A 25,421-nucleotide genomic window follows, 5' to 3' on the forward strand; every position below is an offset into this window, starting at 1 on the left:
CGACCAGTCCCGATAAACAATTCTTAGGGGTGGAACGTCTCGGTTCGAACCTCGGTGGTGACACCATATTTTGCATCCTCGACCGACGAGGGAACCGGTCGTGTCGCGTAGCGTGAGCGCAGGCTCGCTTGGACGGCGTCGCGAACGCACGCTCTCGCCGCCGCACCGATTGGCGTCCCACTCCCGGCGAAGGTTGCTTCGTTCCCGTTCGGATCACACGCCGCGATTGTCGCATCCGTCGTCGTCCCGGGAAAGCCGGTCTCGGCGAGCAGCGTCGCGGTCTTCGCTTCGACGGCCACCGACAGAAGCGTCGCGAGACTTCCATCGTCGAGAGCGTGCGTCGTACCCACGATGACGTTCACAGTCCCATACGCCGGCCCTTCGTCCGAAGCGTCAGCGATCGACTCCGTCTCGTTGCTTGGGTCGATAGGAAGCGCCGCGGGATTCGAGACACCGGCGGTGACGATCGCTTCGACCGACCCACGTCTAGCACCCCGAGCGTGGCGAAGGTCGACGCCAGTGAGGAGCGCCGGTCCGGGACGGTCGAACCGCGCGCTCGTCCGCCGCTCGTCGATATAGGCGTCTAGATCCGTCCGCTGGAACCCCTTCGGAACCGAGATGTTGTAGGCGGCATTCGCGTCGGAGAATCCGCCGTTCCAACCACTACTAAGCCACTTGGTATCGGGGCGGGCGAGTTGGAGCACGCCTTCTCGAACTGCCGAATCAAACATCCTCGAGAATGTCCAGCAGTCGGTCGTTTTCGTTCGGAAGACGCACCGCCACCCGAACGTGCGAATCGAGACCGCGGAACGTCGTCGCATCGCGGATGGCGACATCGCGCTTACGAGCCGCACGAACGATTGCACGGGGGTCACGATCGCTCACGGTCAGTAACAGGAACGGAGCATCCGATGGATGAACATCGAACGTATCGGCGAGTCGAGCCCGCATTCTGCTGCGTTCGTTGCGGATTCGATCGCGGGTCTCGGCGATGAACTCGGTACATCCCATGCTGTACGTCCCGACGGCGGCAGCGGGGGTGCCGAGCGTCCACGCGCGACGGGCGATTTCGAGTCGGTTCCGCACAGAACCCGTTGCGACCGCGAATCCGGCGCGCAACCCCGGCAGGCCGAACAACTTCGTCAGAGAACGAGCGACGATGACGCCCGCCTGCCCTGCTATCGACTCCTGCTCGGAGAAGCCGAGAAACGCCTCGTCGACGAGCAACGGTGTTCCAGCGTTCCGACATCGTTCCGCATAGCGACGGAGTTCGTCGGAATCGTAGACATCACCGGTTGGGTTGTTTGGATTGCAGACGATAACGAGCGCATGGTCGGTCGGATCCGTTTCGAGAATGCGGTCGTGGGGAACGAGTGCCGGGGTCGCTCCTTGGAGGCGCACCTCACGGTGGTACTCGCCGAAGCTAGGGAACGGAACGAGCACCGAGTCACCCGTCGAAACCGTCGTTTCGATGGTCAGACGAATCGCGGCGAGACCACCCGGCGTCGGAATCACTTCCTCGGGTGCACAGCCGACGTAGTTCGCCGCCGCATCACGATACGCTGGGTAGTCGTCCGGCGGGTACGTTCCTGCCAAATCCAGCGCGTCACGATACGCGTCCTCCACGCCGGAAGGGGTTCGCGGGTTGATATTGGCGCTGAAATCGAGCACGTCCAGGTCATTGGAACTCCCGTGGGGAACTCGTTCGACGTCGTCGATGGCGTCAGTGTTCATCGGCGTCACCGTCGAGTCGATCGTACACCTCCATAATGTTGTCCCGAATCGAATCCATATCGATGCCCGCTCTCCGAGCGAGGGCGAGCGCGCCACCCATTCCGACGCCCTCTTTTCCTTCCCCTTCGATGTACCGCAGCATCGAGACGTGGTCGCTCTCGTCAAATTTCGGGTCGGTGGTTTCGAGTTCGAGTTCGAGGGCACCACACGCTCGGTTAAGCGCGACCGTCTCGTCGTCGGCGACGAACGACGTCGTCGCCAGTCCGAGCGGTACACCGATTCCAGCGTGGCGAACGAGCGCCGCCGCCGCGAGCATCTGCGTCCCGCCAGCGAGGGTCACGTCAGTTCCGGATTCGAGGGCACCGACGGTGAATCCGGCCACCGTTGCGAGGACGGGGTCACCCATGCTAGCTACTGCGAGAATCGGGTCACCGGCAGCCCCACCGTTATCGAGAGCGCTCGCCGCCAACGCCTCTTCGACGACCCGTCGTTTGAGCGAGAGCGGATTTTCCGGGAGCGACGACGAAACGCCGATGTTCTCCCCCAACGCCCTGAGAACACCCAGTGCGGTCGTCGTCCCGCCTGGAATCGTCTCGCCGATCATTATCGATGTGTCGGGAAGTGCCTCGCCGAACTGCCGCGCCGCTTCGAATATCTCCCGCGCGTCAGGAACCGGCTTCGTCTTCCGAATATCTGCACCTTGTTGTGCGCCAATCGAAACGGTCGGTGTACTTGTCGGTCGTATCAACCCGGCATCGATGACGGTCAGCTCGAAGCCGAGTCGTTCCCGAACGGCCCGTGTGATGACGGCGGGCGTCGGACAGCCGCTCGGACTCACCGGAACGATCGGTACCTGAACCGGTCGTCCGTATTCGACGATTTCGATGTCCGCACTTGGCGTGTGTGCCATCAGATTCGGGGCCGCACCAGCGGCGCTGATACCGTCGATTTCGGCGGTTCGTGTCGTTCCCGAGGCGAGGATGAACCTCATAGGATTGCCTCCGCTACGGGTGCGTCGGTCTGTCGATTCACGTTGACTGCGAGACGGGCATCATAAGTAACGTGAGTGGTTTCGGCGTCGCCCTTGCCGACGATGTTGAGTCCGGTCGGAGCAAGCTCTTGCCCGCCGTGCTCGAACGTGATATCGGCGCCTACTCCCAACTGCCGCTTGAGGGCGGCGGGCACACAGACCGTGAGAGAACCGCGGTCGTGTGCGAAAAGGAGACGATCGAGACATTCTCCGTCCAGGAGCGGGAGGTCTGAAACCACGGTGAGAATCGGCGGTTTGACGCGCTTGAGCGCGTACGATAGATCTTCTACGTAGCCGTCTCCGGGTGCATCGATAACGGGTATTGAACAGGAGTCGAGATGACACCGCGTCTTCGGAGTGTGCGGAGAGACGACAGCATGAACGGCTTCAATTCGACTCTCAGCCACGGCGGTGACGACACGGTCCACCATCGGCACGCCGCCGATTTCGAACAACGGCTTCTCGACGGGTGCGTCGAGCCGCGTTCCTTTGCCGCCGCACATCAAAAGAGCGTCCACGTGACCACCCCCACGTGAAGTGCGACCAACCGGGAAAGTTCGTTGGCAGCTCCGAACACGTCCCCGCTGACGCCACCGAGCCACGACCGTGACCACTGACCAACTGTAGCGGTTGTGAGTAGACCGGCACTCATCGTTACGATACCGACCAGCGGAGGCCATAAGAGAGCTACCGCCGGAATCGAGACGATAACCGCAATGATAAATCCTCGGGGAGTCTGTTCGATGAGTTGTGAGCCCAATCCTTCGTGTGCGGGCGATCCGAACGCTGCCAATCCCGCCATTCCGAGTTTCGCGCTCACCTCCGCGGTGATGACGATGGCGACGATAGTTCCGAGCGGAAGCGCGACCAACTCGACTGCAGCGAGCGCAAGTCCAGCAATAAGGAGAGAAACGGCGAGAAGGGCTCCAACGCCAACGTCCGTATCTTTCATCACGGCACGACGTTTCTCCGCACCGTGTACCACTGCAGCGTCGCCGAGGTCAGCCAGTCCGTCGATGTGATTAATTCCCGTAACTCCATACACGGTCACGAGGAACAATGCAGCACCGATGGACGCGGGAAGTGGAAACAGGAGTGGAACGGCGAGGAATGCACCGATAACATATCCTGCCAGAGGGAATGCTGCCGAGGTATGCCGAAACGCGTCCCACGCAGCTTCATCGTGACCGATCGGTAGACGACTCAAAAACCCGAGCGCGCCACGAACCGCCGTCAGAACCATGCGATTACCCCCGTCGAGATGTAAGCGAGGAGGCTCGCTCGTCGGACTATCTGCACGCCTTCTCCCACGTCGGCGGCCACCGGAAGCGACGCGCGAGAATTGAGCGCGTAAACTCCCGGCTTTTCGAACCGGACGTCGAGCACCGCGGAGAGGGTCGCCATCGGCCAGCCGGAATTTGGGGATGGCGGCTCGTGAGCCCACGTACGGGCTTCTGAAAGGACTGTAACTCCACCACTACCGACCGCGATTAAGACGGCGCTGAGTCGGGACGGGATCCACATCACGATATCGTCGAGCCGTGCGCTCGCCCAGCCGACAGGTTTCGACCGATAACCCAACATCGAGTCGAGCGTGTTGACCGCCTTAACCCACGTCGCTGCGGCAGCGGCCAACGGAAGCGATACGGGCGCACAGAGGGCGAAGGCAAATAGAGATGCAACGAGACCGTCAGCCAAATTCTCGGACAGGCTTTCGGCAACCGCGCTTCGAACCTCTCCCGGCGAGAGTGAAGACGCATCGCGCCCTGCAAGCGCTCGAATCTCCACTCTGGCAGTCTCGATATTCGTCTCGGTCAGTTCGGTCACCTCGGTCGCGGTTTCGAGGAGCATCCGCATACTCGTCGTAGTAAAGAGAACGACGCCCGCGAGAATGCTAGCGATAAGGGGGTGAACAGCGAGAGCTAACTGACCGAGGACACCGACGGCGACGGCAGCTATCGCAGGCAGTCCCAACGCGATTAGCACGCCGGTCTCACGAGGGGCCGACCACCCGCGGTCGGCCGCGGCAGTCGCTTTACCGAACCAAACCACTGGATGCACTCGCGTCGGCGGCTCCATGAAGAGCCAATCTAACAAGAACGCGATCGCGACCGCAAGAAGACCGTAGAGAGTCATTGAGTCCGCTCCATTTCCCGCGGAATGTCGCTCAGCGAAACGTTATCGAGGAGGATTACGCTGGCTCCCACTTCGGTTGCTCCGCCGTCCGTTTCTGGATCGTCACCGACGTGGATGAGTTCGGAGGGCGGAACGCCGAGACGACCGGTAATTTCGCGAAATGCGCGTTCATCTGGCTTCCGCCATCCGCATTCAACACTACTGACGACCGCATCGAAAACGTCCAGGTTAAGCTCGGACTGAGAAAGGGCATATCGTACAAGTCCAGGAACGCTGCAGTTCGAGAGAATTCCAACTGATCCGTAATCGTTAGCGACGGCAACAGCAGTTTGGGCGTCAGTTCGTGTGCAAACAGGAGCTTTGAACGCGTCGAGGAGTGCCGCTCGAATAACTGAATTTGAGGTGCTTATGCCACGATCTTCCAGTGCCGCATCCACGTGTTTGTCAAGTGAGAGTTCCGCGCCGGGAGGAGTATCGATGTAGGGGGTTGTATAGATGCGCTCCCAATCCGAAGGGACGGAAATATCTCGTTCGGTGAGTGCAGTCCCAACGGCTTGTGCGGGGTCGTCTGGAGGTGTGACTTCGACGAGCGTCCCGAAGAGGTCAAACGAAACTGCCACAACCGGTCGATATGTAGCCCATCTATTTGAAAGAGGAGGAATTCCTGGCTCTACTAGTTCCTCCAATTAGAATCGTCAAAGAAATGGCCGTTTGTTGTATTAGTTCGCTCGCCGCTATCGCTCATCGACTTTATTCTGTATGCTAGAAAACAACATACCAGCCACAGTGGAATCAAAAATTACGGAACCGTGCAGGTTCTCGATGTAGTCTCAGTTGCTTAGAGACTTGTTCGCCTGGGTTAGCGGTCAGCGTCATCTCACTCGTTTCAGGCGCGGGTTCGTCTGCTGTCATTGGTCTTCGTTCTCCAGATGGTTAACCAGTGTATCCAATCGATCTTCCCAGAGGACGCGGTACCGGGTCAACCAGCCGAACGCCGCGCTCAGTGGGGCAGCATCCAAATGGCAGCGGCGAACGCGTCCGTCTTGCTTGACCTCGATTAGACCCGCTTCCTCCAGCACACGGAGGTGCTAGGAGATTGCGGCCAGAGAGACGTCGTGGGACTCGGCTAACTCACTGACGCACTTTGGTTCGGCGGCCACCTATTCGATAAGTGTTCGCCGAGTCGGATGCGCTAGGACCTTGGAGATCGAGTCGAGGTCCAGGTCGTCCGGCGGTTGTTCAACCATCCGGTTAAACGTTTGCCCTCCCGTCTATTTAACCTATTGGTCAAATAACCAGGGAGGTCTTGGAATCGGGTATCGAAGCCGACTACCGGCCAGAGGTATCGTGGAGAACAATTTGTAGTACTGCGAGGTGACGAGTAGATTCGCCCGCTGGTCGAACGTTAGCGTCGGTAAACACCTAAGGCTCCTCTTTTCAAGAGTAATGTTAATTTAATTTATTTTCAGATTTATAATAATATATTAGAGGTGTTGCAATGAAAAACCGTCTTTCCCATCAAGTCAATACCGTTCCCGAACTTCTAGTTTAGTATGGCAGTCATTGCTGAGCTCACCATGCGTCCACAGGAGTTCCAACTTGGCGAACTCCTTACCGCCGATCCCAACCTCTCTGTCGAATTCGAGAAGCTCGTTCCGGTCGGTGAAAATGTGTTACCACTATTTTGGGTGCGTGGAGAAGATGTAGATACCTTTGAACAGCGCGTCCATGACAACGAAGATGTGATTGATCTCCAACGAATTGACCGAACCGCCGACCGGACACTATACGCAATCGAATGGTCACTTCCCCCTGACTCCTTTTTTGAAGCTCTCGTTGAGACGAACGCTACAATCCTGGATGCGAGAGGTCACGGAAATGAAAGTTGGCAATTTCGACTGCTCTTTCCCTCACACGAGCACCTCTCGGAATTTCACGCCCTTAGCCAAGAAAGCGAGATCTCATTCGATCTTGGCACCGTCTACACGGTTCGTGACATGGGTGCCGACCTCAACAACGTCTTCCTCTCACAGAAACAGCGGGAAGCGCTTGAATTAGCGCTTTCACGTGGTTATTTTGACTCACCGCGTACCGTCGCGCTCGACGAACTTGCTGCGGAATTCGATATTAGCTCACAAGCACTGTCAGATCGTCTCCGTCGTGGAACGAAAGCGATCGTTGAACAAGCGGTAGGTCTCTCGGACAACCTCCATGGACAGTCTCAATAGCTTCGTCCTCCGCCCTCACTTAAAAAGGCTTGATGAGGCAAGAACAGTCACAAGGGATGGTATCCGCTAACAGTAAGTAATGAAAGTGCCATCCGACGAAAGAGAGCAACTAACCTGGGGAGAACCACCTAACGATGACGTTTCGTTTGCGACGTTGGTGGACGTGCTAGCAGATTCGCAGCGGCATCGCCTTCTTGCAATGCTGACGGATACGGGCGGAACCGTTTCGGTTGATGAGCTCACGACGCGGCTCGTCGAGCACGCCCAAACGAATCGATCATCAACAGCAGCATCGTCAGCGGTGGGGAATAGTAAGCAACGACTCCGAATCCGCCTACAGCATGTTCACCTCCCAAAACTCGCCGATTGCAACCTCATCAAATACGACGCGAACGCACAGACGGTCACCCCGACGGTTTCACCGACCGCCGAAGTGATGTTAACCGATTTGCTCGCGTCAGCAAAATAGTATCTGTGGAATACATCCCATAAATTGGTTAAACAGTACCAATAGGACAGTTCCGTTCAGTTCGACCAAGGTACCCGTAGCGATTGGTAGTAGCTAATATTAATCACGTCCCAATGGTGTCCCTTGGCAGCTAACCGCCGTTTGAAATCCGGCCATGACGTCCGCAATTTCGGTGACCAGCCGAGTTCAGCAACAGCTGATAGCCTCGGGAATAGCATAAACACGATATCGTATAGCGTTTCCAACCAGAGCGCCATTTCCGGCCCTTTCACGGACGATTCACTTACTCGGTTAGTTTTGGCTAAATCTTGATTTCGATTCGCAAACCCTAATCGTCGGTTAGGTCAAGATGAAGGAAGTCCACCATGTACTGCGCAAGATAGTCGAGATACTGTTTGATTTTATTAACAGAAAAGAAATGATGTGCAACAGATAGATGTACTCCACAGTATGAAAAACGCGGATAGTCGAGGATATATCTGCCGGGGATTGCCTAGGACTCAGACTCCTCCGTCACTTTCAATTGACGTTGGCAGTAGTTGGCGTAACGTCTGAACACCGGCAAAGAGACGACTCGGAGCGTTTGGACGTGTCGTGCTGCAGTTGTTGACATTCAACCGACTCCCCTCATCTCCGACTAATTTGGAAGCACCTGAAAACATTAGAAATACTGTCCGTCGGTGCTTCGCTTGTGGTATCGACGATTGGTAACCGGTAACCCGTTGATGGGTGTAGAATGCCAGCAAGAAACTCTGCGACCTCCATTGTCTCCTCCGAGTTGATGCGGGTTACCGTATCTAACGTTATCGAATGTTCACTCTCCGTTGATTTGGCATTGACTGGGGCAGGAACTGCATTTCCAACCGACTCAAATCTTCGTTCTTCATGCGTTCTGTTTGTTAGATAATGTAACGTCGCCTCCGGAAACGCCGCTGGAAATGACCCCCTACGGTTACCATCACCCGTAGTAAGTTACGCCAATTCTTCGCAGTGTTATTATTTATTTAATATATTATATTTTATATAATATTTTGAGATACATTATCAATGATTAATTACGCGACCGAGTTCATAATCCCTGTCTACCGTTTCGCGCGGTCGAAATGTCCCACTCAATCGTTTCGAAAGAAATGTTCTCCGACTCTTGATACACTACTTACCAATTATTAGATCAGAAAAACCAACGTAAAGTAGGATGGTAGTTCCATACACCCAGTTCTCACGCACGGTCGCACTGAGAAGGTAATTTTGTCTACTTCGAGCGCATCTTGGGTCTGCAACCACGCTGGTTTGCGCTTTCGGCAAAAAGTTAGCGGGTTATTTACTGCGGAGTTTTTTCCGGACAGAATCCATCATGTTGGTCGGATTCATTCGTTTTTCCATCCGTTTTTGGTTGAAGTAGCTTGCAAACGCGAGGAGCGTTGGAGGCCACAATCCGATGAATATCCCCTGTGTCCTGTTGCCTCGGATGAAGAACTGGTACCAGGACAAGCCAACGGACGCAATAGCTGCGAGTACAATTGGATCCTGTGCGGATTCACCTGCTGCTTTTTGTTCTGGCCGTCCCATCATTTTTTCTTGACTTTCACCCATCATTCCGAATGCAGTGACTATCGGTAGTTGGTTAACTGTGGTGGCAATTGCATTCGTCGTTCATTTGAATGATTTGAGAGGGGTAAATAGATAAGGAGCCGAAGGCGCATCGCGTGAGCTAAAAATCGACTCGAGTGATTCGTGAAGTCGAGGACAGATGTTTTACAGAAACATAAGTTGGAGCATTTCGTGCCTGCTCATTGTTTCAATGGTATCGTATCTATTTCCAGCTACTGGTGATAGACATAAAGTCATTCCCTAAACGGAGATTCTCAAATAACGCCTGTTTCAAACCAGGAGTGTTATTTATGTCTGCCTCTGAAACCGGGTGTGACTACCTTTGAACCGTCTTTTGACGAAGGTCGAGAATTAGCTAGCAGTGGGTACCGAATTACCGTCGATGAGGGCCGCGAATCGTTTTTTGCAATTTGTATTGAAGAACCGGATAACGAAACGGCGTGGATTATGTCGGACACCGTTCGATCACTGGGTGCAATGCGGTAGGCCGACGCTCTTGGGCGGCCACCTCTGCAGGGATACGACGGAGTATGCAAAATTAAGACAATGAAAAGATGACGACTGGGATAGACGAGAGAAAACGCGATATTTCTGGCCAATATATGGAGAAAACTATCGATGAGGATATTCTGCGGGCAGTTCGTAAATCAGAGTTTGTCGTGGATTTCTGTGGGTAGTCCGACGACTGCACCTCACCTTTCGTGTTCCGACATACCATGGAGTTCGATAGAAATTCCGTTAATCATCGATTTACGCATGCCTAATCGCTTTATAGAAAACTTTCAGGAAGCGGGTGATAGTTGGTAGTCTACGTCAATCATGGACATTTATTATATTTTTTCTCAATGCTCCACAAGGAATTTATACGCAACTACCATATGTCGCAGTAGATTCTGTGGAACTCAAATCATACAACCCCGTGAGAGGTGTTCTCCTTCAGGTTGGCCATCTATTGGTTGCGCTGAACCTGATCGATGAGCATCGGGTCTACCACGCCACCAGACTTGCATGGCCCCGAATTATTACCGGCGTTGCCCGGATGTCGAAATCAGCAGCGGATATTGCAATGGTCGGGGTGGCGGTGGGTCCCGCGGCAATTGCAGGTATCGGCTTTGCATCCCCGTTCTGGGGGCTCGCATTTTCGTTTGGTGGCGGGATCGCAGACGGAACAATCGGGCTTATCTCACAGCGGTTTAGTGCGAACCGATACGACGAACTCAACCGCATCGTCAAAACGAGCACGTTTTTAGCGGTGGCTATAACGATACCGCTAGCGCTCCTTCTTTGGTTCCTCCCTCACACCCTGATTTCACTCGTTGGCTCCGATAGCCTTGCAATCGAATATGGAGCGACCTATCTCCGAGTTGTTGCGCTTGGGATACCCTTCGCAGCAGCGAACCTGATCGGAAGCCGAACGCTAGTCGGTGCTGATAACGCACGGATTCCGATGCTCCTCCGTGCTGGTGGCGCAGTGTTGAACATTAGCATCAATGCCGTTCTTATCTTTGGTCTTGGCTTCGGAGTTCTTGGCGCAGCGATCGGAACGGTTGTCAGCACAGCCCTCGTGACGATTTTCTTTGCGTGGGGATTCACAGTGGGAACGCTCCCCCTGATCGGAGCGTTCCCTGTGACGATTACTCTCGATGACACGCACGTCGATCAGGCACTCATGCAGCAAATTACAGATATTGGAACACCGCTCGTTCTTACGAACCTCGCCCGAACCGGAGGTCAGCTCCCTTTAATCGCCATTGTTGGCCTCTTCGGACCAAACGTAGTTGCTGCATTCGTCATCGCGCTTCGGATTCGAGCACTTATGGATACACCTGGTTGGGGATTGAGCCTTGCTTCGAGCAGCCTTGTCGGGCAAGCACTTGGGACGGGTGCCGAACAGAAAGCCGAAGGTTACGCGAGAGACGTATTCCGATTTACAGTGTCTGTGTACGTCCTTATTGCAATCGTTGTTGCTCTCTTCTCGCACCCTATCAGTCAAGTATTCGTCAATGATCCAGCTGTCCTCCCAATAGTGAAGAATTTAATCTACGCGACATGTGTGAGCGTCGTTTTTTATGGTGTGATCGGAAGCGCAACAGGTCCACTCCGTGCGGGTGGCGACACACGATGGCCATTCTATGGACAGACATTAGGACTGTATCTCTTCGCGTTACCCGTCGCATACCTCGGTGCAACAACTTCTGTTGGGCTCATTGCACTGTCTCTCACATTGATCGTCGAAACCGGCATTCCAGCGATCGTAACGTACTATCGCTTCGATGGGGGCCATTGGAAACGGATCAGTCGTTCATATAGACCAACCACAGCAAACGACTAGCGTACCAGTAGACCGCCGCAGCAGCGAGCTAAAACAGCAAGTCGATGAACTCGAAGACTATCGCGAGGATAAGGCGAAAATGCATACTGATGGAGACACGCCCGTCATCCGGCCTTGATCTTACCATCAAGTTCAACGAGACCGTTTCGTCCCACGACCGCTTCCCGGGACAAAAATGTCAGTTAACGGTTGGCGACGTATCGCGCAATGATCGCGATCGGGATGACAGGAATTGCAGCAGCCGTAACTATCAATATCAATAATATAATGATTTCATGAAGAGACCCGAGTCATTCCAAACTGCCCTTGTTATGCTATCTACCCCTCGTGCAATGCGTTTGATTCGTTCAACCATATGGATCACTGATTCGCTATTCCGTACGTCGAAGCTTTCTGTCGTGGCCTGGTACGTCTTTTGGCAGAGACACAACAAGTCGTGACTGGCGATTTCTAAAAACAAGTATTCTATTTTCTTGACGATGAGGAGGGGAGTCTCGTTTTATAGAACTGTCCAATCGCTCCCGGACGCTGTTATTCGAATCAGACAGGAAGAGGAGACCAGGCGAAAAAAGCAATCAAAAACGAATAGCTACTGTACCAGTTCGTCATCGGAGCGAGAATCGCAGTGGGTGAGACTCCTCGAACGGATTTAAGTGTCACGAGGCGGCAAACCGGTTACTCCCGCACGGTAACGGATACTCCAAGTGGAACGTACGCATTATTACCATACCCTTTCTGGTTCCAGGGATATTCAGTTCCGTCTATCCCGCGAAGCCCCGCTTCCGGATCGGAAATTGTCGCGGGTTGACTACGTCCGTGTTCGTCCGTCGCCCGTGAGAGGAGCGTTTGTTTACCCGGGTCGGCATTCCAGACGTACCGAAACTTCTGAACGCTGTGGCGACCGAGTTCGGGACCAATGAACTCCGCTTTATGCCATGTTTTCCCGCCATCGACCGAAATTTCGACGTGCTCCACTTCGTCCTCACCGGCCCACGCGATCCCTGTAATTTCGAGTTTCCCGTCCGAGGGCAGAGTAAGTTCGGCATCATCAGTCGGCGAAGTAATGAGTGATTTGACGAGTTGGTCGAAGAGGTACGCATTTCGAATCTTGTCCGGAGACTGCATCTGGTCGTGGGTGCTAAAGATATCGACCGACGCGTACTGTTTCGGTTCGTCGTCTTGTGCCGGGAGGATCCGATACGAAGATTGTTGGTACTTCGTATAATCACGGCCGTTTTTTGATGTCCATTCGTCACCGAACACCATCGTATCCATCACGTGCATTCGTTCGACCCACTTGACGCTATTATTCCCGAACCATCCGGGGACAAGCAACCGAACAGGATGGCCATGCTCGGCGGTCAGCTGCTTCCCGTTCATCTCGTAGGCCAACAAACAGTCGTCCAAAATCTTCGCCATCGGAATCGACCGACAGTACACGTCTTCGTCGTCAATCGCTTCACCACCCATCACTGACAACCAGAGTCCGTCGCCAGTAGCGGCTTCGTATTCGTTAAGAATTTCTCGTACGGGAGTCCCAGTCCAGATCGCATTGCCGATTGCCCCGTCCGTCCACTGGTCGCCCTCGGCCTCTGGAGAAAAGAATGCGCGACCGTTACCCGAACACTCCATCATGTGAACGACGGATTCGGTGCTGTAGTCGTGTTTGATCTCGTCCATCGTCAGTTCATCCTCGTCGGTCACCATCCCTGTGAGCGACACTGTCCATTCGTCTTCGTCTATCTTGGGAGTGCGGTGATGGTTGCGGATGTAATGTTCTCCACGCGGCGTCAGATACGTTTCGAGATGGCTTCGTGACGCGGTCTGCGCGTTTTCCGGGTCGGCAGACAGCACTTCCAATCCCGGGTACCGTTCGCTGAGCGGCGCATCCTTATTTTGGGGCGCTTCGGTTTCGTTCCGATCACGTGGTGTCATCGATGACACCACATTTGTCAGCCATGAACTCCATTCCTTTGCCTGAAAGTGCAGTGTCAGTCATCTCGAATCGACCAACCGGCGGTGTTGAAATCTAGCCTTCTGATATGCTTCGACGTGGCTCTCTGTTAGATTGGGCCTGCAAAACGATGGGGAAAAGTGGCGACATCTCTCGAATTCACGGAAGCCAAGCGGTAAGAGTCGGGATGGAATGGTGTGTATTACCGAACCGTAATTCAGTGACACTATCGAATCCCGTAGTACCCAGAATCGATGGCGACACGAGACAATGGGCCAGACTATCAACGAACGGTTAACGTAGAAATATACCAGATGTATATTGGGAATCGATTCATTACTCACAACCGTCGATTCCCATCGTCTGAGCAGTAAGTGAACACCGCTCGCAGAGCTTCCCAGCGGCATTTCGGGAGGAAGAACAGTATGAACCAAATAAAGCGACGTATAGTTGGATAGTGATATGGCTACCTGATACTATCCCACGACTTCATAACTAAGCATCGAGACAGCGTCGAAGCCGTGCGGATACGAAGGGAAGATTATCATGAGCACGACAACCGAAGAAAATGAGCAACTCACACGCCGTCTCAATGAGGAAGTCTGGGAAAAACACAACTTCGATGCGATCAACGAACTGGTCGCCGAAGACTACGTTTTACACGACGCGTCCATGCCAGAGCCAATGCGTGGCCGTGAGACATACCGAGAAATGGCCGAAATGGGCGCTGGCATTATAGATGGGCCGCTCGTCACCGAGCAACTCATTCCTACCGACGATTACGTGATCGGACGCTGGTCACAGACAGGCGAACACGTTGGGGAGATGATGGGGATTGAGCCGACGCATGAAGAGGTAACGGTTACGGGAATCGATATCAACCGGTTTGAGGATGGGAAGCTCGCCGAAACGTGGCAGGAGGTCAACATCCTCGGCATGCTCATACAGATCGGCGCGCTCCCGGATGAACTCGTCGCCGGGATGGAAATGGACGATCAGCCGTAAGAAAGGCATCCATCATTTCGTTTGTCGCTTTTGAAGCGAATACCGCAGTGGACGGAATATCTGCGGACGAAGTCAAGGGTAAAGCACGCCGACGACTGTGAACTGAACGTAAAATACGAGTGGTATCGGTCAGGATGAAACGAGCGACGCGACGAGGTTGTGGAATGCGGGACGGAATTCGGAGATAGCGTAGTTGTCGCGGCTCGGATGCACGCGGTTGGTCAGTGTGACGACGGCGAAGTTCATCTTCGGCGCGAACCATACGGAAGTTCCCGTAAACCCGTTGTGGCCGAAAGTACCCGTATCGTAGGGCGCTCCACTGTCCTGTTGGCCGAACATCTCGGTCAGATCCCACCCGAGACCGCGGTCCCCATCGGAGTCGGCAGCCCAGGTCTTGGTCATTTTTTTCACCGCCTGCTTCGAGAGGATTCGCGTTCCGTTCGCCTTTCCACAATTGAGCAGCGCCATAGCGTACGTTGAGAGGTCGTCGGTAGTCGAGAACAGCCCGGCATTTCCGCTGACGCCACCAAGGAAGGCGGCGTTTTCGTCGTGGACTTCGCCGACGACGACTTCGCCGTAGTACGCACTGTCTTCAGTCGCTGCGTAACTGTGGGTCTCGGAAAGCGCGTCGAGTGGATTGAACGCCGTCGTCTTCATCGCCAGCGGTTCGAAGATGTTCGCGTCGGCGTATTCGTCGAGGGGGGTACCGCTCACTCGGCGTACGATGTCGCCGAGCAGGATGTAGCCGAGACCACTGTAGGTGACTTCGGTTCCGGGTTCGGTGTTGAGTGGCGTATCACGGAGGATGTAATCTATCGCTTGATCCGGACCGTCCACCTCCGTCCAGAGGGGCAACCACGCCGGATACCCCGAAGTGTGCGCGAGAAGGTGTTCGATAGTGATGTCGCACTTGCCGTACCCGCCTTCGGGGATGCCACAGTAGAAGTCACAGAGCGAATCGTCGATGCGCAACGCGCCGCGGTCGATCAGTTGAACCACCGACGTCGCAGTCGCGACCGCCTTCGTCACAGACGCGAGGTCGAAGACGGTTTCCTCGGTCATGTCCCGCGTCACCGGCACGGTCTGGGCCTTTCCCACGGCGTTCCGATACAGCTGTCCGTCCTCGCCGACGACTGCCACGGCCGCTCCGGGAAACGTCCCCTTGGCGACGTGCCTTTCGAGGAAGGTCGTTATTCTTTTCTGCTCGTTTCCGTCTATTGGCGTCGACTGCATCTCTTCCAGTGGCGCGTCTGCTGGCGGCGTTTCTTTCGGCGGTTCCCGACCGTCTGTTTCGAGCGCTTTTCTCGTGGACGCCAGCGTCCCTAGGCTGGTGACACCGGCAAATGTTCTCAAGTACGTTCGACGTTGCATAGCACGTCATCTATAATCGTGTTTAAATATATAATTTTTACTAGTATATTTTAATATTTTTTATGAATATGAAGTCCATATTTGAGGCAGGCGAAAACGTTACCTCTTTTCAGCTGCGACCACCGATGAAGACTAGCCAAGAGATGTTGGACTCAACCACCAAAATCGTTGCTGATCACCCGGTGACGATACTTCCCTTACTGGTTACAATCTGGGTCACGTATCGGCTGTTGAGACGAAACCGCACGAAAGTAATCTCCGCCGTGACAGGCATCACGGTCGTCATGATCGTCCCCGCTTTTCTGGTCTCGTTTCTTGCCGAGTTCACCGGCGCTCAAATTTTTTTCGAGCTATCGGAGTTCGTCATCCGACTGGAATCCTCGCTCGCAGATCATCTGTTTCGAATTCTCGACGCGGTGATCGCTGCCGAGCTACGGGTCGCACTCCTGATTCTGGATGGCTCGCAGAACGCCCTTCAAGAGTTAGTATCCCCAATCGCACCGATGTTAGAAACCGTCGGGGTTCTCCTAACGATGTTCGGCTTCGAATTCTTCGCTGGAGTCATCCTAATCTATACGCTATACATCTCTTCGCGTGGATCAAAGATCGACTTCTGGCTGAAAGGAATAGGCGTGGTATTGGCTGTATCGGGGCTGTTCGTGACACTCATCCAACTCGAGACATTGCAAACCAGTAAGCCGCTACTGACATCGGCGTTCATCGCGGGGATGCTGGGGTTCACACTCGGCACAAGTTCAGTAATTTTACTCGTCCGGCCGAATTTCGGTGGAAAGTCGGTGTTTTCAGAGCTCCACGAATCGAAATTACGTAACGGAGAGGGAGAGGAGGATGCTCGGGGAAAGTGGGCGATGAAAACGGTATCACAACTGACTCAATTGGTTTCAAGACGGAAAGAGTAAGCACTACCGGTGGTTGAGAGTATTCGACTCACTAGATAGTCTCCAGACGCTTGAGGCAGGAAACACCTGTATGAACAATTGGTTCAGTGATATGACCCAAACGAAGTTTGGCGGCTACAAGCACAGCAGCACCAACGGGAAAATGGATGGACGCACTCGGCTCGTATCTCCAGCGCCAGCAACTGTTTTGCAACGTATGGAGATGTTCGAAGCTAATATTATCCGACGAATTCCGACCGTATTCAAGCGAGCGTTTATTGTATTGGAGGAAAATCACCCGATATGTCTCGGCACGATCCCGTTAGAGAGGAGGCAGCGTCGATCCATCACTGGTACAATCCAGACAACAAGCCGGTGAATATAGCTGAAGGAGACGGAACCTCGGTTCGGGACACCGACGGAAACGAGTATCTTGATTTCTGTTCGCAGCTGTATTGCACGAACCTCGGACACAGCAACGAAGCCGTGATCGGGGCAATGGATGAACAGGCACGCAGAATCCCGTACGTTTCATCCGCAAAGCGTACACCCGTTCGTGAATCGCTCGCAAATCAGCTCGCCCAAATCGCCCCGGATAACCTTTCACACACCTTCTTTTCGATCTCCGGAAGCGAAGCCAACGAGATTGCCGTTCAATTCGCCCGCGAACACCAAGATGCTCCGACGGTGCTCACCCGATGGCGATCCTATCACGGTGGCACGTACGGGGCGGGCGCCCTGACGGGAGACCCCGAGACGCGCGCGACGATCGAGCGTCATGCGGCGACTTCCGGAGCGGCAAAATTTCTCCCGCCGATTCCGAAGGCGTTCGATACCGACGACCCGGAAGAGTTAGCGCGACAGGCGGGTGAACACCTCGAATTCGTAATTCGGAATGAGGGCCCGGATTCGATCGCAGCGATACTGATGGAGCCAGTCGCCGGAACGAGCGGCGCTTTTCCCGCTCCCCCGGGATACTTCGACCACGTCAGGGATCTTTGCGATGAATACGATATTCTCCTCATCGCCGACGAGGTCATCACCGGATTCGGTCGGTGCGGGGAGTGGTTCGGGATTCAAACCGAGAGCGTCGATCCCGATATGATCACGTTCGCTAAAGGAGTCACGAGCGCCTACGCCCCCTTGGCGGGAGTCATCGTCACCCCCGAAGTAGCCTCGTTCGTTCGAACGAATGGCTTCGATATCGGGCAAACCTTCGGGGGACATCCCGTTAGTTGCGCCGCCGGATCCGCCGCGCTCGACGCGTATTCGGATGGTGTGATCGAGAACGTCGTCGAACAGGAAGCGACCCTTCGATCGGGATTACAGGAGATAGAAGCGAATCACGACGTCGTGAGCGACGTTCGCGGCCGCGGATTCCTGTGGGGCGTCGAATTTGCGGATCCGACAACGGGTGATTCGTTTCACGACCCGCGCGTGGACGAGGGCGAAAACCCCGTCGGGGACGTAATCAAGGAATCTCGTAACCGGGGTGTGCTGTTCGGTGGCGGCCGTCCGGGATTCCAGATCATCATCTCACCGCCATTAATCGCGAACCAGGACGAACTCGAACAGGCACTAACTACCCTCGACGAGTCGATAGCAACCGTGTTTGAAGGCGAGTAACGCCTAGATACGAGCAGAAGGGCGCTCGTCTCCTACACGTTTCCGTTCGGTTCCGATTTTTCACCCCCTTAAAGTGCCCGATAATTTTGGATGATTACCGAGAATTTACGAACATTTCAAACTGACCACGTCTATCAGATACTGAGACCAGATACGAATCCGATAATTATGTCTTTTCTATAATAGATTGATATACGCGCTCTCAAAGACTACTCTATGGCAGACACCGGCAAGCAGAAGTTGCAGTTCGAGGAGGATCGTACGAAGAGCGTAAACGAATCGGTGATTCGAGAGATGACCAGAGAAGCACTCGCGGCGGGTGCGATTAATCTCTCACAAGGAATCCCGGACGAGGACGAGACACCCGCAGCGGTGAAGGAAGCGGCACAGCAGGCGATTACGTCGAACAGCCAGTATACGATCACGTGGGGGCTACCGGAACTCCGCCAGCAAGTCAGCAGAAAATATCGTGACTGGAAGGGTGTCGAGTATGATTCGGAGACAGAGGTGACAATTACGTGTGGAACCAGCGAAGCGGTGATGTCCGCCCTGTTGGCATTTTGCGGTGACGGAGACGAAGTCATCTATTTCGAACCGACGTACGAAAGTTACATTCCGGCGATCAATTTCGCGGGCGCGGAAGGTGTTCCCCTCGACATAACGGATGACTTGACGCTCGACGCGGACGAATTACAGGACGCGGCTCGGGACGCGTCCCTCCTCATCTTGAACACACCGCAAAATCCGACAGGGAAGGTGTTCAGCCGATCCGAACTCGAAATCATCGCTGACGTCGCGGCGGACGAGAATCTTATCGTCGTCACTGACGAAATATACGAACACATCGTCTTCGACGATGACTACGTAAGTCCGGTTGAGGTCGGCGACCTAGCCGACCGGACAGTAGTCTGTACCGGGCTTTCGAAGACTTACAGCGTTACGGGGTGGCGAGTTGGCATCGCACTCGCACCGGAACCGTTGTCCCGAGAACTACGGAAGATCCACGATTACACGAGCATCTGTGCTCCAACGCCGTTTCAAGTAGCGGGCGTCGAAGCGTACTCGCTCCCCGAAGAGTATTACTCCGAGCTCAGGGACTCGTATCGTGAGCGTCGAGAGCTTCTCTATGATGGCCTTCGCGATGCCGGGTTGAATCCCGTAAAACCCGACGGAGCGTATTATATGATGGTACAATACGACACCGACGAGGACGATGTCGCATTCGCAAAGAAGCTCATCCAACAAGCGGGTGTGGCGACCGTTCCAGGGAGCAGCTTCTACACGGATGGATCAGCGGATTGGATTCGGTTTACCTTCTCCAGAAACGAAGAAACGTTGACGCAAGCGGTAAACCAACTCACAGACCACCGTTGGTGGTGAGCAGCAGGTGATCCAATTTAAACACGGGTAACGTATTTACTGAAAATTTCCCCTGTACGCTAAAAGATTGGCAGATTTACCATTACCGGACAGTATAAGTGGGTACTCTCTGACGATGTGTATATGCTAAACAGTCCCAAGATGGGAAGGCGCACGTTTATAAAGGCGGCTGGTGCAGGATCCGCCGCGAGTCTGTCGACGCTTGCGGGGTGCCTCGGCGGCGGCAACGGTGGATCGAAAAAATCACCGATGGATATCGAATCCTGGCCGCCACAGGATTTAGAGAACGAGCTCGTCATGTGGAACTGGTACGACGACTGGGCCGCCTACGCGAAAACGGCCTTCGGGAAGGAATTTGACGTCAACATCACGAACAGCGGCTTCTCCAGTCCGAACCAGTGGTACTCGAAATTACAGGGCGGGAACTCCGAAATAGATAACATCTCGGCGACAGCCAACTGGGTCGAACGCTCCATCGAAAACGACTTCCTCCATCCATTACCAGTCGATAAGATGCCGTCTTGGAAGAACGTCACCGACCGCGTGAAAAACGTCGGGACGTACCAAAAAGAGGGAAAAACGTACGGTGTCCCGGAAAGCATCGTTCTCTATCCGTTGACCTACAACACAAATCACTTCGACGAAGCGCCGTCGTCTTGGGACGTCCTCTGGGATGACGAGAACAAGGGTAAAATTACGATGTGGGACAACAGCACCGTTTCCTGCCAAATCGCCGCGCTCTACACGGACCAAGATCCGATCGACCCCGGTGATTTCAAAGAGATAGAGGAGGTGCTCAAGCAGCAAAAACCGCTCCTGAAAACCTACTGGGGAGATTACCAACAGGGAATGAGCATGTTCGTCAACGAAGAGGTCGTCGCTGGCCCGCTGACCATGGGGCGCACCTACTCCGCGAAATTCCACGAAAACGCGCCGGTGAATTACACCGCTCCCAAAGAGGGTGCGTTGTACACTAGTGACTTGTTTGTGATTCCTAAGGGAGCACCGCATCCGATGGCGAGCCTCCAGTTCATTGATTGGGCATCCAAGAAAAAGCACGCGGCGAAGCTATTTACCGAGATGGGATACATGCCCGCCGTGAACATCGATGAGCAACTGTCGCAAGAGCAGCGCGAGTTCACGAACTGGCCGGATAGTTGGAAGCTCGTGTTCCAGAAGCAGTTGAGCCAAGAGGTTCGGGACAAATATAGCGAGATTTGGACGGCAGTGAAATCGGCTTAATCACAATGTCACTACTCACAGTTGAAAGTTTGACCAAAGAGTTCGGCGACGTTACCGCGGTTCGAGACGTTTCGTTCAACGTTTCGGATGGAGAGTTCGTCTCGATTCTCGGCCCGAGTGGGTCGGGGAAATCGACGATACTGCGAATGATTGCTGGATTCGAAACGCCAACCAACGGGTCAATTCGACTCAATACGACCGAATTGGTCGGCGTGCCACCGTTCGAACGGGACATCAACATGGTGTTTCAGAACCTCGCCCTCTTCCCCCATCTAACGGTCGCAGAAAACATCGGATACGGTCTCAAGCAAGCCGGGGTGAAAAAATCCGAACGCGCGGAGCGAACCAAAAAGATGCTTCAGATGGTTCACTTGGACGGATACGGCTCCCGATCTCCCGACGAACTGAGTGGTGGCGAACAACAACGCGTCGCCCTCGCTCGTGCGCTCGTCAACGAACCGGAGTTAGTGCTATTCGACGAACCCCTTTCGTCGCTCGACAGGAAGCTCCGACAGCATATGCAGACGGAGCTCCAGCGGATTCAGTCCGAGACGGGGACGACATTCCTCTACGTGACGCACGACCAGGAGGTGGCGCTGTCCGTTTCGGATCGGCTCGTCGTGCTGAACGAGGGCGAAATCGAACAGATAGGTTCGGCCGAAGACCTGTACGAAACGCCCGAATCGACGTTCGTCGCGGATTTTATCGGCGACGTCAATCAGATACCTGCCGTCGTAACCGGAACGGCAGAAACCGAAATTACTGTTGAAATCGAATCGAAGCCTGTCTCGTTCGCTCGCAATGGGGCGCCGCCCGTTTCGTCCGGTGACAATATAACTGTCTGCGTTCGTCCCCACAAGGTGTCGGTGTCGGATACCGGTACTGACGGTCAGTTGCTCAAAACGAGGGGGACGGTTCAAGAGCGAAGTTACCAAGGGAGTGACATCATCTACGTAATAGAAACCCCGTGGGGGCGGCTGATCGCGAACGTTCGCGGTCAAAAATTTGCCGTCGGTGACGATGTCGTCGTCGGTTGGAACGCCGACGACATGCACGTCTTCCCGACCGAGCAAACACCGCCACAGGAGGTGGCGTAATGGCAAATGCCGCCCGTACGGGAGAGTCATCGGAGGCAGAGAGCTCCGTGCAGAGCCTCCTGCGCTATCTTCGAGAGCGTCCTCGGCTTCACAAAGCGCTCATCGTTGGTCCACCGCTCACTGTCCTCACTTTGTTTTTCGCGTTACCCCTGCTGTCGATGCTCATCATTTCATTTCGGCAGGGACAGATCGACGGTCCGGTTACCCTCCAGAACTATACACAGTTCCTGACGTCGGATACATACCTGACGGTCGTGTGGCGAAGCCTGATTATCTCGATCGAAGTGACGGCGATCGTTACTGTCGTTGGGTACACTCTCGCGTACAGTATCGTACGCTTCACGCGTTATACTACGCTCCTGCTCTTGCTCGTGATTCTCCCGTTCTGGACGAGCTACATCATTCGAATGTACGCGTGGATCAACATCCTTCAAAACGGTGGCGTTCTCGACTCCGTTCTCATGCTCATGAACGTGGTTGATTCGCCAATTGGAGTGCTATACAGTCAAGAAGCGGTGTTAATCGGATTTGCGTACGTTTGGCTCCCTCTCGCCGTCTTACCGTTTTACGCATCGCTGACGAATATGGATCCCGCGCTTATCGATGCGGCGAAAGACCTCGGGGCAGGCCCGTTGAAGGCATTCTTCACGGTGACGCTTCCAACGACTGCGAACGGAGTTATTACCGGGATTCTCCTCGTCTTCATCCCCACCTTCGGCTCGTTCATCACCCCGCGATTGCTCGGCGGCACCAGCAACGTGATGATCGGAATGGTGATAGAAGAACAGTTCAAATCCGCATTCAACTGGCCGTTCGGTGCGGCAATCGGGATGATAGTCACGGTTCTGGTCGTCGCCCTCCTCGTCCTCGGTTCACGCGCCGGTGGAAACCTCCTCGCACAGGGGGATGACACACGATGAATCAGTTGAATCGCGTCCTCAGACCCGTCGAACGAATCGTTCACCGATACGGCGCGCACCTGGGACGCATCGCGATGATCGTCGTCTTTCTGTTCCTCTGGCTTCCCATCGGCGTTCTCGTGTTCATGTCCTTCGCAAAAGGAGGCGTCCTGGCATTCCCCCCGGAGGAACTCACCCTCCAATGGTACGTTACGTTCTTAAACAACCAGGCCGCGATTAGTTCCATCGTTACGACGCTGAAAATAAGCATCGTCGCATCGCTCATCAGCGTCATTCTCGCGACGTTGATCGCGTATGCAGTCGATCGGTTTGTCTTCCCCGGAAAGGATATCCTCCAGCTGCTCGCGACGCTTCCGATCGTCGTTCCGCTCGTCGTCACCGGAATCGCGATGGTGCTGTTCTTCGGTGCAATCAACTTCCAACAGGGGTATTGGTCGATCGTCATCGCGCACGTCGTCCGAACGATTCCATTTGCGACGCTCGTTATTCTCCCGACGTTCCTGACCTTCGACCGACAGCTCGAGGAAGCGTCGAAGGATCTCGGAGCGAACGAACTCGAAACGTTTCGGCAGATAACCCTCCCGAGTGTCTTCCCCGGCATTATTGCGGGCGGATTGCTGGCGTTTACGCTCTCGTTTAACGAATTTGTTTACACCTACTTCGTCAAGGATTCGTCCACCACGACGCTACCGATTTATATCTGGAATCAGATTCGCTACAACGTGACGCCCGAGGTGAATGTCATCAGCGTCGTATTCCTCCTTCTCGCCGTTTCACTCGTTCTCATAGCCGTCTCACTCACGCGGGTGGAACTACTCACTCGTCGGTGACATCCACCGACGACAGCGTAATTCTCGCGACAGTACGAAATGAGGATGCTCGTCACCATCCGTAAGAGCGAGCGACGTGAAGAGGAGAGACGCAACGCTGGTACCGCACGGCTGAACAGCGGGACAGTTCACGACTCGACTGTCTCTGCCGATAGAAATTCCACGGTAGCGTCCACGAGCACCTCCGTCGCCGTAAGGACGTCTGACCATTCTACGGTCTCATTTGGGAAATGAGCCTGTTTGATCGATCCCGCTCCGAAAAGAACGGTCGGGATTCCGGCGTCGATGTAGTGACGCGAATCAGCCCCGTAGGTTGCCCCGCGCGGTTCCGTGTTGTCTATCCCCCGATTTCTCATCGCTGCTTGTACTGCAGTAACGATAGGTTCGTCCACATCGATTTCTGCGGGTTCAAACTGGATCGCCCTGCGCTCGAATGTCGGCGGATGTTCCGAAAGCCATTCGCTCTCGGCCACGACCGCGTCGAGTCTGTCGCGGTACTCCGTTTCGACCGCATTGTTCTTCTCACCGGGTGCGACGCCGATTCTAATCTCGCTCGTTAGGTAAGCGGGGACGCTCGACGCCCACGAACCCGCGTCGACGGCTCCGAAATTCACGGGCCAGGAAATCGGGAATGACTCGTACAGAGGATGAATGACGCGTTCGTTGCGATCCAGCTCGAGTTCGCGGAACGCCGTTCGAATCCGCTCGAAGTGGGGAAGAACCGACTCTCCCTCCCAACGGGTAGCGGCGTGGGCTGACCGTCCTTCGATTTCGAGGTTCATCATCACGCTTCCCTCGACGGCTGTCACAACGTCCAATTCCGTCGGTTCCGTTATAATCGCGGCGTCTCGCTCAAACGGATACGGGTTCGAAAGTGCCGCCGCGACGGCGCCGATTCCACCTTCTTCCTCACCAACAACGCTTTCGACGACGATCCGTCCATCGAGATCGTTGTTGGTCTCGTGGACGTATTTCGCAGCGAAAATACACGCTGCGAGATTACTTTTCATATCCACTGCGCCACGAGCCGTGAGCGAATCGCCGTCCCAAACAGGTTCGAACGGGTTCGTTTCCCACGACGATTCCTCGACTGGAACGACGTCGATATGACCGTTTAAGATCAGCGTCGGCCCAGTTTCAGGATCGCCGAATTCGAGTACTCCCCCGACGCTGGGTCGTTCGTCAACGTCGATTGCATCTGCGCTCGGGAACGTTGCACTATCGGCCAAATCCTCCGCATCGGCAGTCCACGTGTACACCTCGAAACCGAGTTCGTTCATTCGATCCGATAGCCACTCCTGTGCTTCCTTCTCATTTCCACTGGTCGTCTTGAAGGTTAGTAGCTGTTCAGTGAGATCCCGGAGATCCTCGCCGTATGTTTCGATGAAATCGGCCATCAGATGGAATTTCGAAATCAACCGTGATATTTGTTACCCTATATTGTATCATTTACAATCGTTCGATCCAGCATCATCTCCGTGAGTCACCAAGAGAGGGTCATAGAATCCTCTGTCTTTAAACAACGGGAGAATTTCACCGTTTACGGCGGACGTGAAT

At 54.6% G+C, this 25,421-nt stretch carries 24 protein-coding genes and 1 pseudogene; 11 read left to right on the plus strand and 14 right to left on the minus strand.

The features are described from left to right. Positions 1 to 23 precede the first annotated feature (23 nt). From LIX15_RS28035 to LIX15_RS33880, 8 genes are all read right to left on the minus strand, one after another. Positions 24 to 731 (minus strand): adenosylcobinamide amidohydrolase, encoded by a 708-nt coding sequence (locus tag LIX15_RS28035; protein WP_227778511.1) that lies wholly within the window; start codon positions 729 to 731, stop codon positions 24 to 26. Further along, positions 724 to 1,734: a threonine-phosphate decarboxylase gene (locus LIX15_RS28040; RefSeq protein WP_227778512.1), complete on the minus strand. Its 1,011-nt coding sequence runs from the start codon at positions 1,732 to 1,734 to the stop codon at positions 724 to 726. The genes LIX15_RS28035 and LIX15_RS28040 overlap by 8 nt, the downstream gene beginning before the upstream one ends. After that, complete coding sequence (gene cobT, locus LIX15_RS28045) at positions 1,724 to 2,725, minus strand: nicotinate mononucleotide-dependent phosphoribosyltransferase CobT (RefSeq protein WP_227778513.1); 1,002 nt, start codon at positions 2,723 to 2,725, stop codon at positions 1,724 to 1,726. The genes LIX15_RS28040 and cobT overlap by 11 nt, the downstream gene beginning before the upstream one ends. Continuing rightward, a complete protein-coding gene (locus LIX15_RS28050) occupies positions 2,722 to 3,267 on the minus strand; it encodes an NTP transferase domain-containing protein (RefSeq protein ID WP_227778530.1) in 546 nt (181 codons plus the stop codon). The genes cobT and LIX15_RS28050 overlap by 4 nt, the downstream gene beginning before the upstream one ends. Further along, positions 3,267 to 4,007: an adenosylcobinamide-GDP ribazoletransferase gene (gene cobS, locus LIX15_RS28055; protein WP_227778514.1), complete on the minus strand. Its 741-nt coding sequence runs from the start codon at positions 4,005 to 4,007 to the stop codon at positions 3,267 to 3,269. The genes LIX15_RS28050 and cobS overlap by 1 nt, the downstream gene beginning before the upstream one ends. Continuing rightward, positions 3,998 to 4,900: an adenosylcobinamide-phosphate synthase CbiB gene (gene cbiB / locus LIX15_RS28060; protein WP_227778515.1), complete on the minus strand. Its 903-nt coding sequence runs from the start codon at positions 4,898 to 4,900 to the stop codon at positions 3,998 to 4,000. The genes cobS and cbiB overlap by 10 nt, the downstream gene beginning before the upstream one ends. Then, positions 4,897 to 5,520, minus strand: coding sequence for an HAD family hydrolase (locus tag LIX15_RS28065; RefSeq protein ID WP_227778516.1), 624 nt, complete (start codon positions 5,518 to 5,520; stop codon positions 4,897 to 4,899). Before LIX15_RS28065 ends, cbiB begins: the two co-directional genes overlap by 4 nt. 288 nt (positions 5,521 to 5,808) lie before the next feature. Then, positions 5,809 to 5,979 carry a hypothetical protein gene (locus LIX15_RS33880; RefSeq protein WP_438267238.1) on the minus strand — a complete coding sequence of 57 codons (171 nt, stop codon included), beginning with the start codon at positions 5,977 to 5,979 and terminating at the stop codon, positions 5,809 to 5,811. A 474-nt stretch (positions 5,980 to 6,453) separates the two neighbouring features. On the opposite strand from LIX15_RS33880, the gene LIX15_RS28075 reads away from it, so the two are divergent. Together LIX15_RS28075 and LIX15_RS28080 are read left to right on the plus strand one after the other, a co-directional pair. Continuing rightward, entirely contained in the window at positions 6,454 to 7,128 is a 675-nt protein-coding gene (locus tag LIX15_RS28075; RefSeq protein WP_227778517.1) for a helix-turn-helix domain-containing protein, read from the plus strand. 79 nt (positions 7,129 to 7,207) lie between these two features. After that, positions 7,208 to 7,597, plus strand: a complete 390-nt coding sequence (locus tag LIX15_RS28080; RefSeq protein WP_227778518.1) for a DUF7344 domain-containing protein — start codon at positions 7,208 to 7,210, stop codon at positions 7,595 to 7,597. Positions 7,598 to 7,653: 56 nt separating this feature from the next. Here the strand turns inward: LIX15_RS28080 and LIX15_RS33495 are convergent. The 3 genes and pseudogenes from LIX15_RS33495 to LIX15_RS28095 form a co-directional block, all read right to left on the minus strand. Continuing rightward, positions 7,654 to 7,881, minus strand: a pseudogene (locus LIX15_RS33495) (family 20 glycosylhydrolase); the annotation flags it as partial. A gap of 44 nt (positions 7,882 to 7,925) precedes the next feature. Beyond that, positions 7,926 to 8,087 carry a family 20 glycosylhydrolase gene (locus LIX15_RS33500; protein WP_368410721.1) on the minus strand — a complete coding sequence of 54 codons (162 nt, stop codon included), beginning with the start codon at positions 8,085 to 8,087 and terminating at the stop codon, positions 7,926 to 7,928. Positions 8,088 to 8,914: 827 nt separating this feature from the next. Then, complete coding sequence (locus LIX15_RS28095) at positions 8,915 to 9,193, minus strand: hypothetical protein (RefSeq protein WP_390185149.1); 279 nt, start codon at positions 9,191 to 9,193, stop codon at positions 8,915 to 8,917. Between the two features lie 910 nt (positions 9,194 to 10,103). Between LIX15_RS28095 and LIX15_RS28100 the strand changes: the two genes are divergently transcribed. Beyond that, a complete protein-coding gene (locus LIX15_RS28100) occupies positions 10,104 to 11,540 on the plus strand; it encodes an MATE family efflux transporter (RefSeq protein ID WP_227778107.1) in 1,437 nt (478 codons plus the stop codon). A gap of 675 nt (positions 11,541 to 12,215) precedes the next feature. Here the strand turns inward: LIX15_RS28100 and LIX15_RS28105 are convergent. Next, positions 12,216 to 13,475, minus strand: coding sequence for a sulfite oxidase (locus tag LIX15_RS28105; protein WP_227778108.1), 1,260 nt, complete (start codon positions 13,473 to 13,475; stop codon positions 12,216 to 12,218). 565 nt (positions 13,476 to 14,040) lie between these two features. Here LIX15_RS28105 and LIX15_RS28110 point away from each other — a divergent pair. After that, entirely contained in the window at positions 14,041 to 14,499 is a 459-nt protein-coding gene (locus tag LIX15_RS28110; RefSeq protein ID WP_227778109.1) for an ester cyclase, read from the plus strand. Between the two features lie 129 nt (positions 14,500 to 14,628). Here the strand turns inward: LIX15_RS28110 and LIX15_RS28115 are convergent, their stop codons facing one another. After that, the gene (locus LIX15_RS28115; RefSeq protein ID WP_227778110.1) at positions 14,629 to 15,870 is read right to left on the minus strand and encodes a serine hydrolase domain-containing protein; all 1,242 of its coding nucleotides are present in this window, start codon (positions 15,868 to 15,870) and stop codon (positions 14,629 to 14,631) included. 125 nt (positions 15,871 to 15,995) lie between these two features. On the opposite strand from LIX15_RS28115, the gene LIX15_RS28120 reads away from it, so the two are divergent. From LIX15_RS28120 to LIX15_RS28150, 7 genes are all read left to right on the plus strand, one after another. Further along, positions 15,996 to 16,790 carry a hypothetical protein gene (locus LIX15_RS28120; RefSeq protein WP_227778111.1) on the plus strand — a complete coding sequence of 265 codons (795 nt, stop codon included), beginning with the start codon at positions 15,996 to 15,998 and terminating at the stop codon, positions 16,788 to 16,790. A 282-nt stretch (positions 16,791 to 17,072) separates the two neighbouring features. Then, positions 17,073 to 18,395, plus strand: a complete 1,323-nt coding sequence (locus LIX15_RS28125; protein WP_227778112.1) for an aminotransferase family protein — start codon at positions 17,073 to 17,075, stop codon at positions 18,393 to 18,395. Between the two features lie 294 nt (positions 18,396 to 18,689). Further along, entirely contained in the window at positions 18,690 to 19,775 is a 1,086-nt protein-coding gene (locus LIX15_RS28130) for a pyridoxal phosphate-dependent aminotransferase (protein ID WP_227778533.1), read from the plus strand. A gap of 123 nt (positions 19,776 to 19,898) precedes the next feature. Next, a complete protein-coding gene (locus LIX15_RS28135; protein WP_227778113.1) occupies positions 19,899 to 21,017 on the plus strand; it encodes an ABC transporter substrate-binding protein in 1,119 nt (372 codons plus the stop codon). A 5-nt stretch (positions 21,018 to 21,022) separates the two neighbouring features. Beyond that, the gene (locus tag LIX15_RS28140) at positions 21,023 to 22,114 is read left to right on the plus strand and encodes an ABC transporter ATP-binding protein (protein WP_227778114.1); all 1,092 of its coding nucleotides are present in this window, start codon (positions 21,023 to 21,025) and stop codon (positions 22,112 to 22,114) included. Then, entirely contained in the window at positions 22,114 to 23,034 is a 921-nt protein-coding gene (locus tag LIX15_RS28145; RefSeq protein WP_227778115.1) for an ABC transporter permease, read from the plus strand. The genes LIX15_RS28140 and LIX15_RS28145 overlap by 1 nt, the downstream gene beginning before the upstream one ends. Further along, positions 23,031 to 23,864: an ABC transporter permease gene (locus tag LIX15_RS28150; RefSeq protein ID WP_227778116.1), complete on the plus strand. Its 834-nt coding sequence runs from the start codon at positions 23,031 to 23,033 to the stop codon at positions 23,862 to 23,864. Before LIX15_RS28145 ends, LIX15_RS28150 begins: the two co-directional genes overlap by 4 nt. 128 nt (positions 23,865 to 23,992) lie before the next feature. On the opposite strand, the gene LIX15_RS28155 is transcribed toward LIX15_RS28150, so the two are convergent. Continuing rightward, entirely contained in the window at positions 23,993 to 25,261 is a 1,269-nt protein-coding gene (locus LIX15_RS28155) for an ArgE/DapE family deacylase (protein WP_227778117.1), read from the minus strand. Positions 25,262 to 25,421: the final 160 nt, after the last annotated feature.

Origin of the sequence: Haladaptatus pallidirubidus (assembly GCF_020700235.1) — an archaeon.
Taxonomy (GTDB): domain Archaea; phylum Halobacteriota; class Halobacteria; order Halobacteriales; family Haladaptataceae; genus Haladaptatus; species Haladaptatus pallidirubidus.

What these genes read in the sequence shown, in the direction of transcription:
- LIX15_RS28035 (WP_227778511.1), bottom strand. Translation starts at nt 731, where the DNA reads ATGTTTGATTCGGCAGTTCGAGAAGGCGTGCTCCAACTCGCCCGCCCC.
- LIX15_RS28040 (WP_227778512.1), bottom strand. Translation starts at nt 1,734, where the DNA reads ATGAACACTGACGCCATCGACGACGTCGAACGAGTTCCCCACGGGAGT.
- cobT (WP_227778513.1), bottom strand. Translation starts at nt 2,725, where the DNA reads ATGAGGTTCATCCTCGCCTCGGGAACGACACGAACCGCCGAAATCGAC.
- LIX15_RS28050 (WP_227778530.1), bottom strand. Translation starts at nt 3,267, where the DNA reads ATGTGCGGCGGCAAAGGAACGCGGCTCGACGCACCCGTCGAGAAGCCG.
- cobS (WP_227778514.1), bottom strand. Translation starts at nt 4,007, where the DNA reads ATGGTTCTGACGGCGGTTCGTGGCGCGCTCGGGTTTTTGAGTCGTCTA.
- cbiB (WP_227778515.1), bottom strand. Translation starts at nt 4,900, where the DNA reads ATGACTCTCTACGGTCTTCTTGCGGTCGCGATCGCGTTCTTGTTAGAT.
- LIX15_RS28075 (WP_227778517.1), top strand. Translation starts at nt 6,454, where the DNA reads ATGGCAGTCATTGCTGAGCTCACCATGCGTCCACAGGAGTTCCAACTT.
- LIX15_RS28080 (WP_227778518.1), top strand. Translation starts at nt 7,208, where the DNA reads ATGAAAGTGCCATCCGACGAAAGAGAGCAACTAACCTGGGGAGAACCA.
- LIX15_RS28095 (WP_390185149.1), bottom strand. Translation starts at nt 9,193, where the DNA reads ATGATGGGTGAAAGTCAAGAAAAAATGATGGGACGGCCAGAACAAAAA.
- LIX15_RS28105 (WP_227778108.1), bottom strand. Translation starts at nt 13,475, where the DNA reads ATGACACCACGTGATCGGAACGAAACCGAAGCGCCCCAAAATAAGGAT.
- LIX15_RS28110 (WP_227778109.1), top strand. Translation starts at nt 14,041, where the DNA reads ATGAGCACGACAACCGAAGAAAATGAGCAACTCACACGCCGTCTCAAT.
- LIX15_RS28115 (WP_227778110.1), bottom strand. Translation starts at nt 15,870, where the DNA reads ATGCAACGTCGAACGTACTTGAGAACATTTGCCGGTGTCACCAGCCTA.
- LIX15_RS28120 (WP_227778111.1), top strand. Translation starts at nt 15,996, where the DNA reads ATGAAGACTAGCCAAGAGATGTTGGACTCAACCACCAAAATCGTTGCT.
- LIX15_RS28125 (WP_227778112.1), top strand. Translation starts at nt 17,073, where the DNA reads ATGTCTCGGCACGATCCCGTTAGAGAGGAGGCAGCGTCGATCCATCAC.
- LIX15_RS28130 (WP_227778533.1), top strand. Translation starts at nt 18,690, where the DNA reads ATGACCAGAGAAGCACTCGCGGCGGGTGCGATTAATCTCTCACAAGGA.
- LIX15_RS28135 (WP_227778113.1), top strand. Translation starts at nt 19,899, where the DNA reads ATGCTAAACAGTCCCAAGATGGGAAGGCGCACGTTTATAAAGGCGGCT.
- LIX15_RS28140 (WP_227778114.1), top strand. Translation starts at nt 21,023, where the DNA reads ATGTCACTACTCACAGTTGAAAGTTTGACCAAAGAGTTCGGCGACGTT.
- LIX15_RS28145 (WP_227778115.1), top strand. Translation starts at nt 22,114, where the DNA reads ATGGCAAATGCCGCCCGTACGGGAGAGTCATCGGAGGCAGAGAGCTCC.
- LIX15_RS28150 (WP_227778116.1), top strand. Translation starts at nt 23,031, where the DNA reads ATGAATCAGTTGAATCGCGTCCTCAGACCCGTCGAACGAATCGTTCAC.
- LIX15_RS28155 (WP_227778117.1), bottom strand. Translation starts at nt 25,261, where the DNA reads ATGGCCGATTTCATCGAAACATACGGCGAGGATCTCCGGGATCTCACT.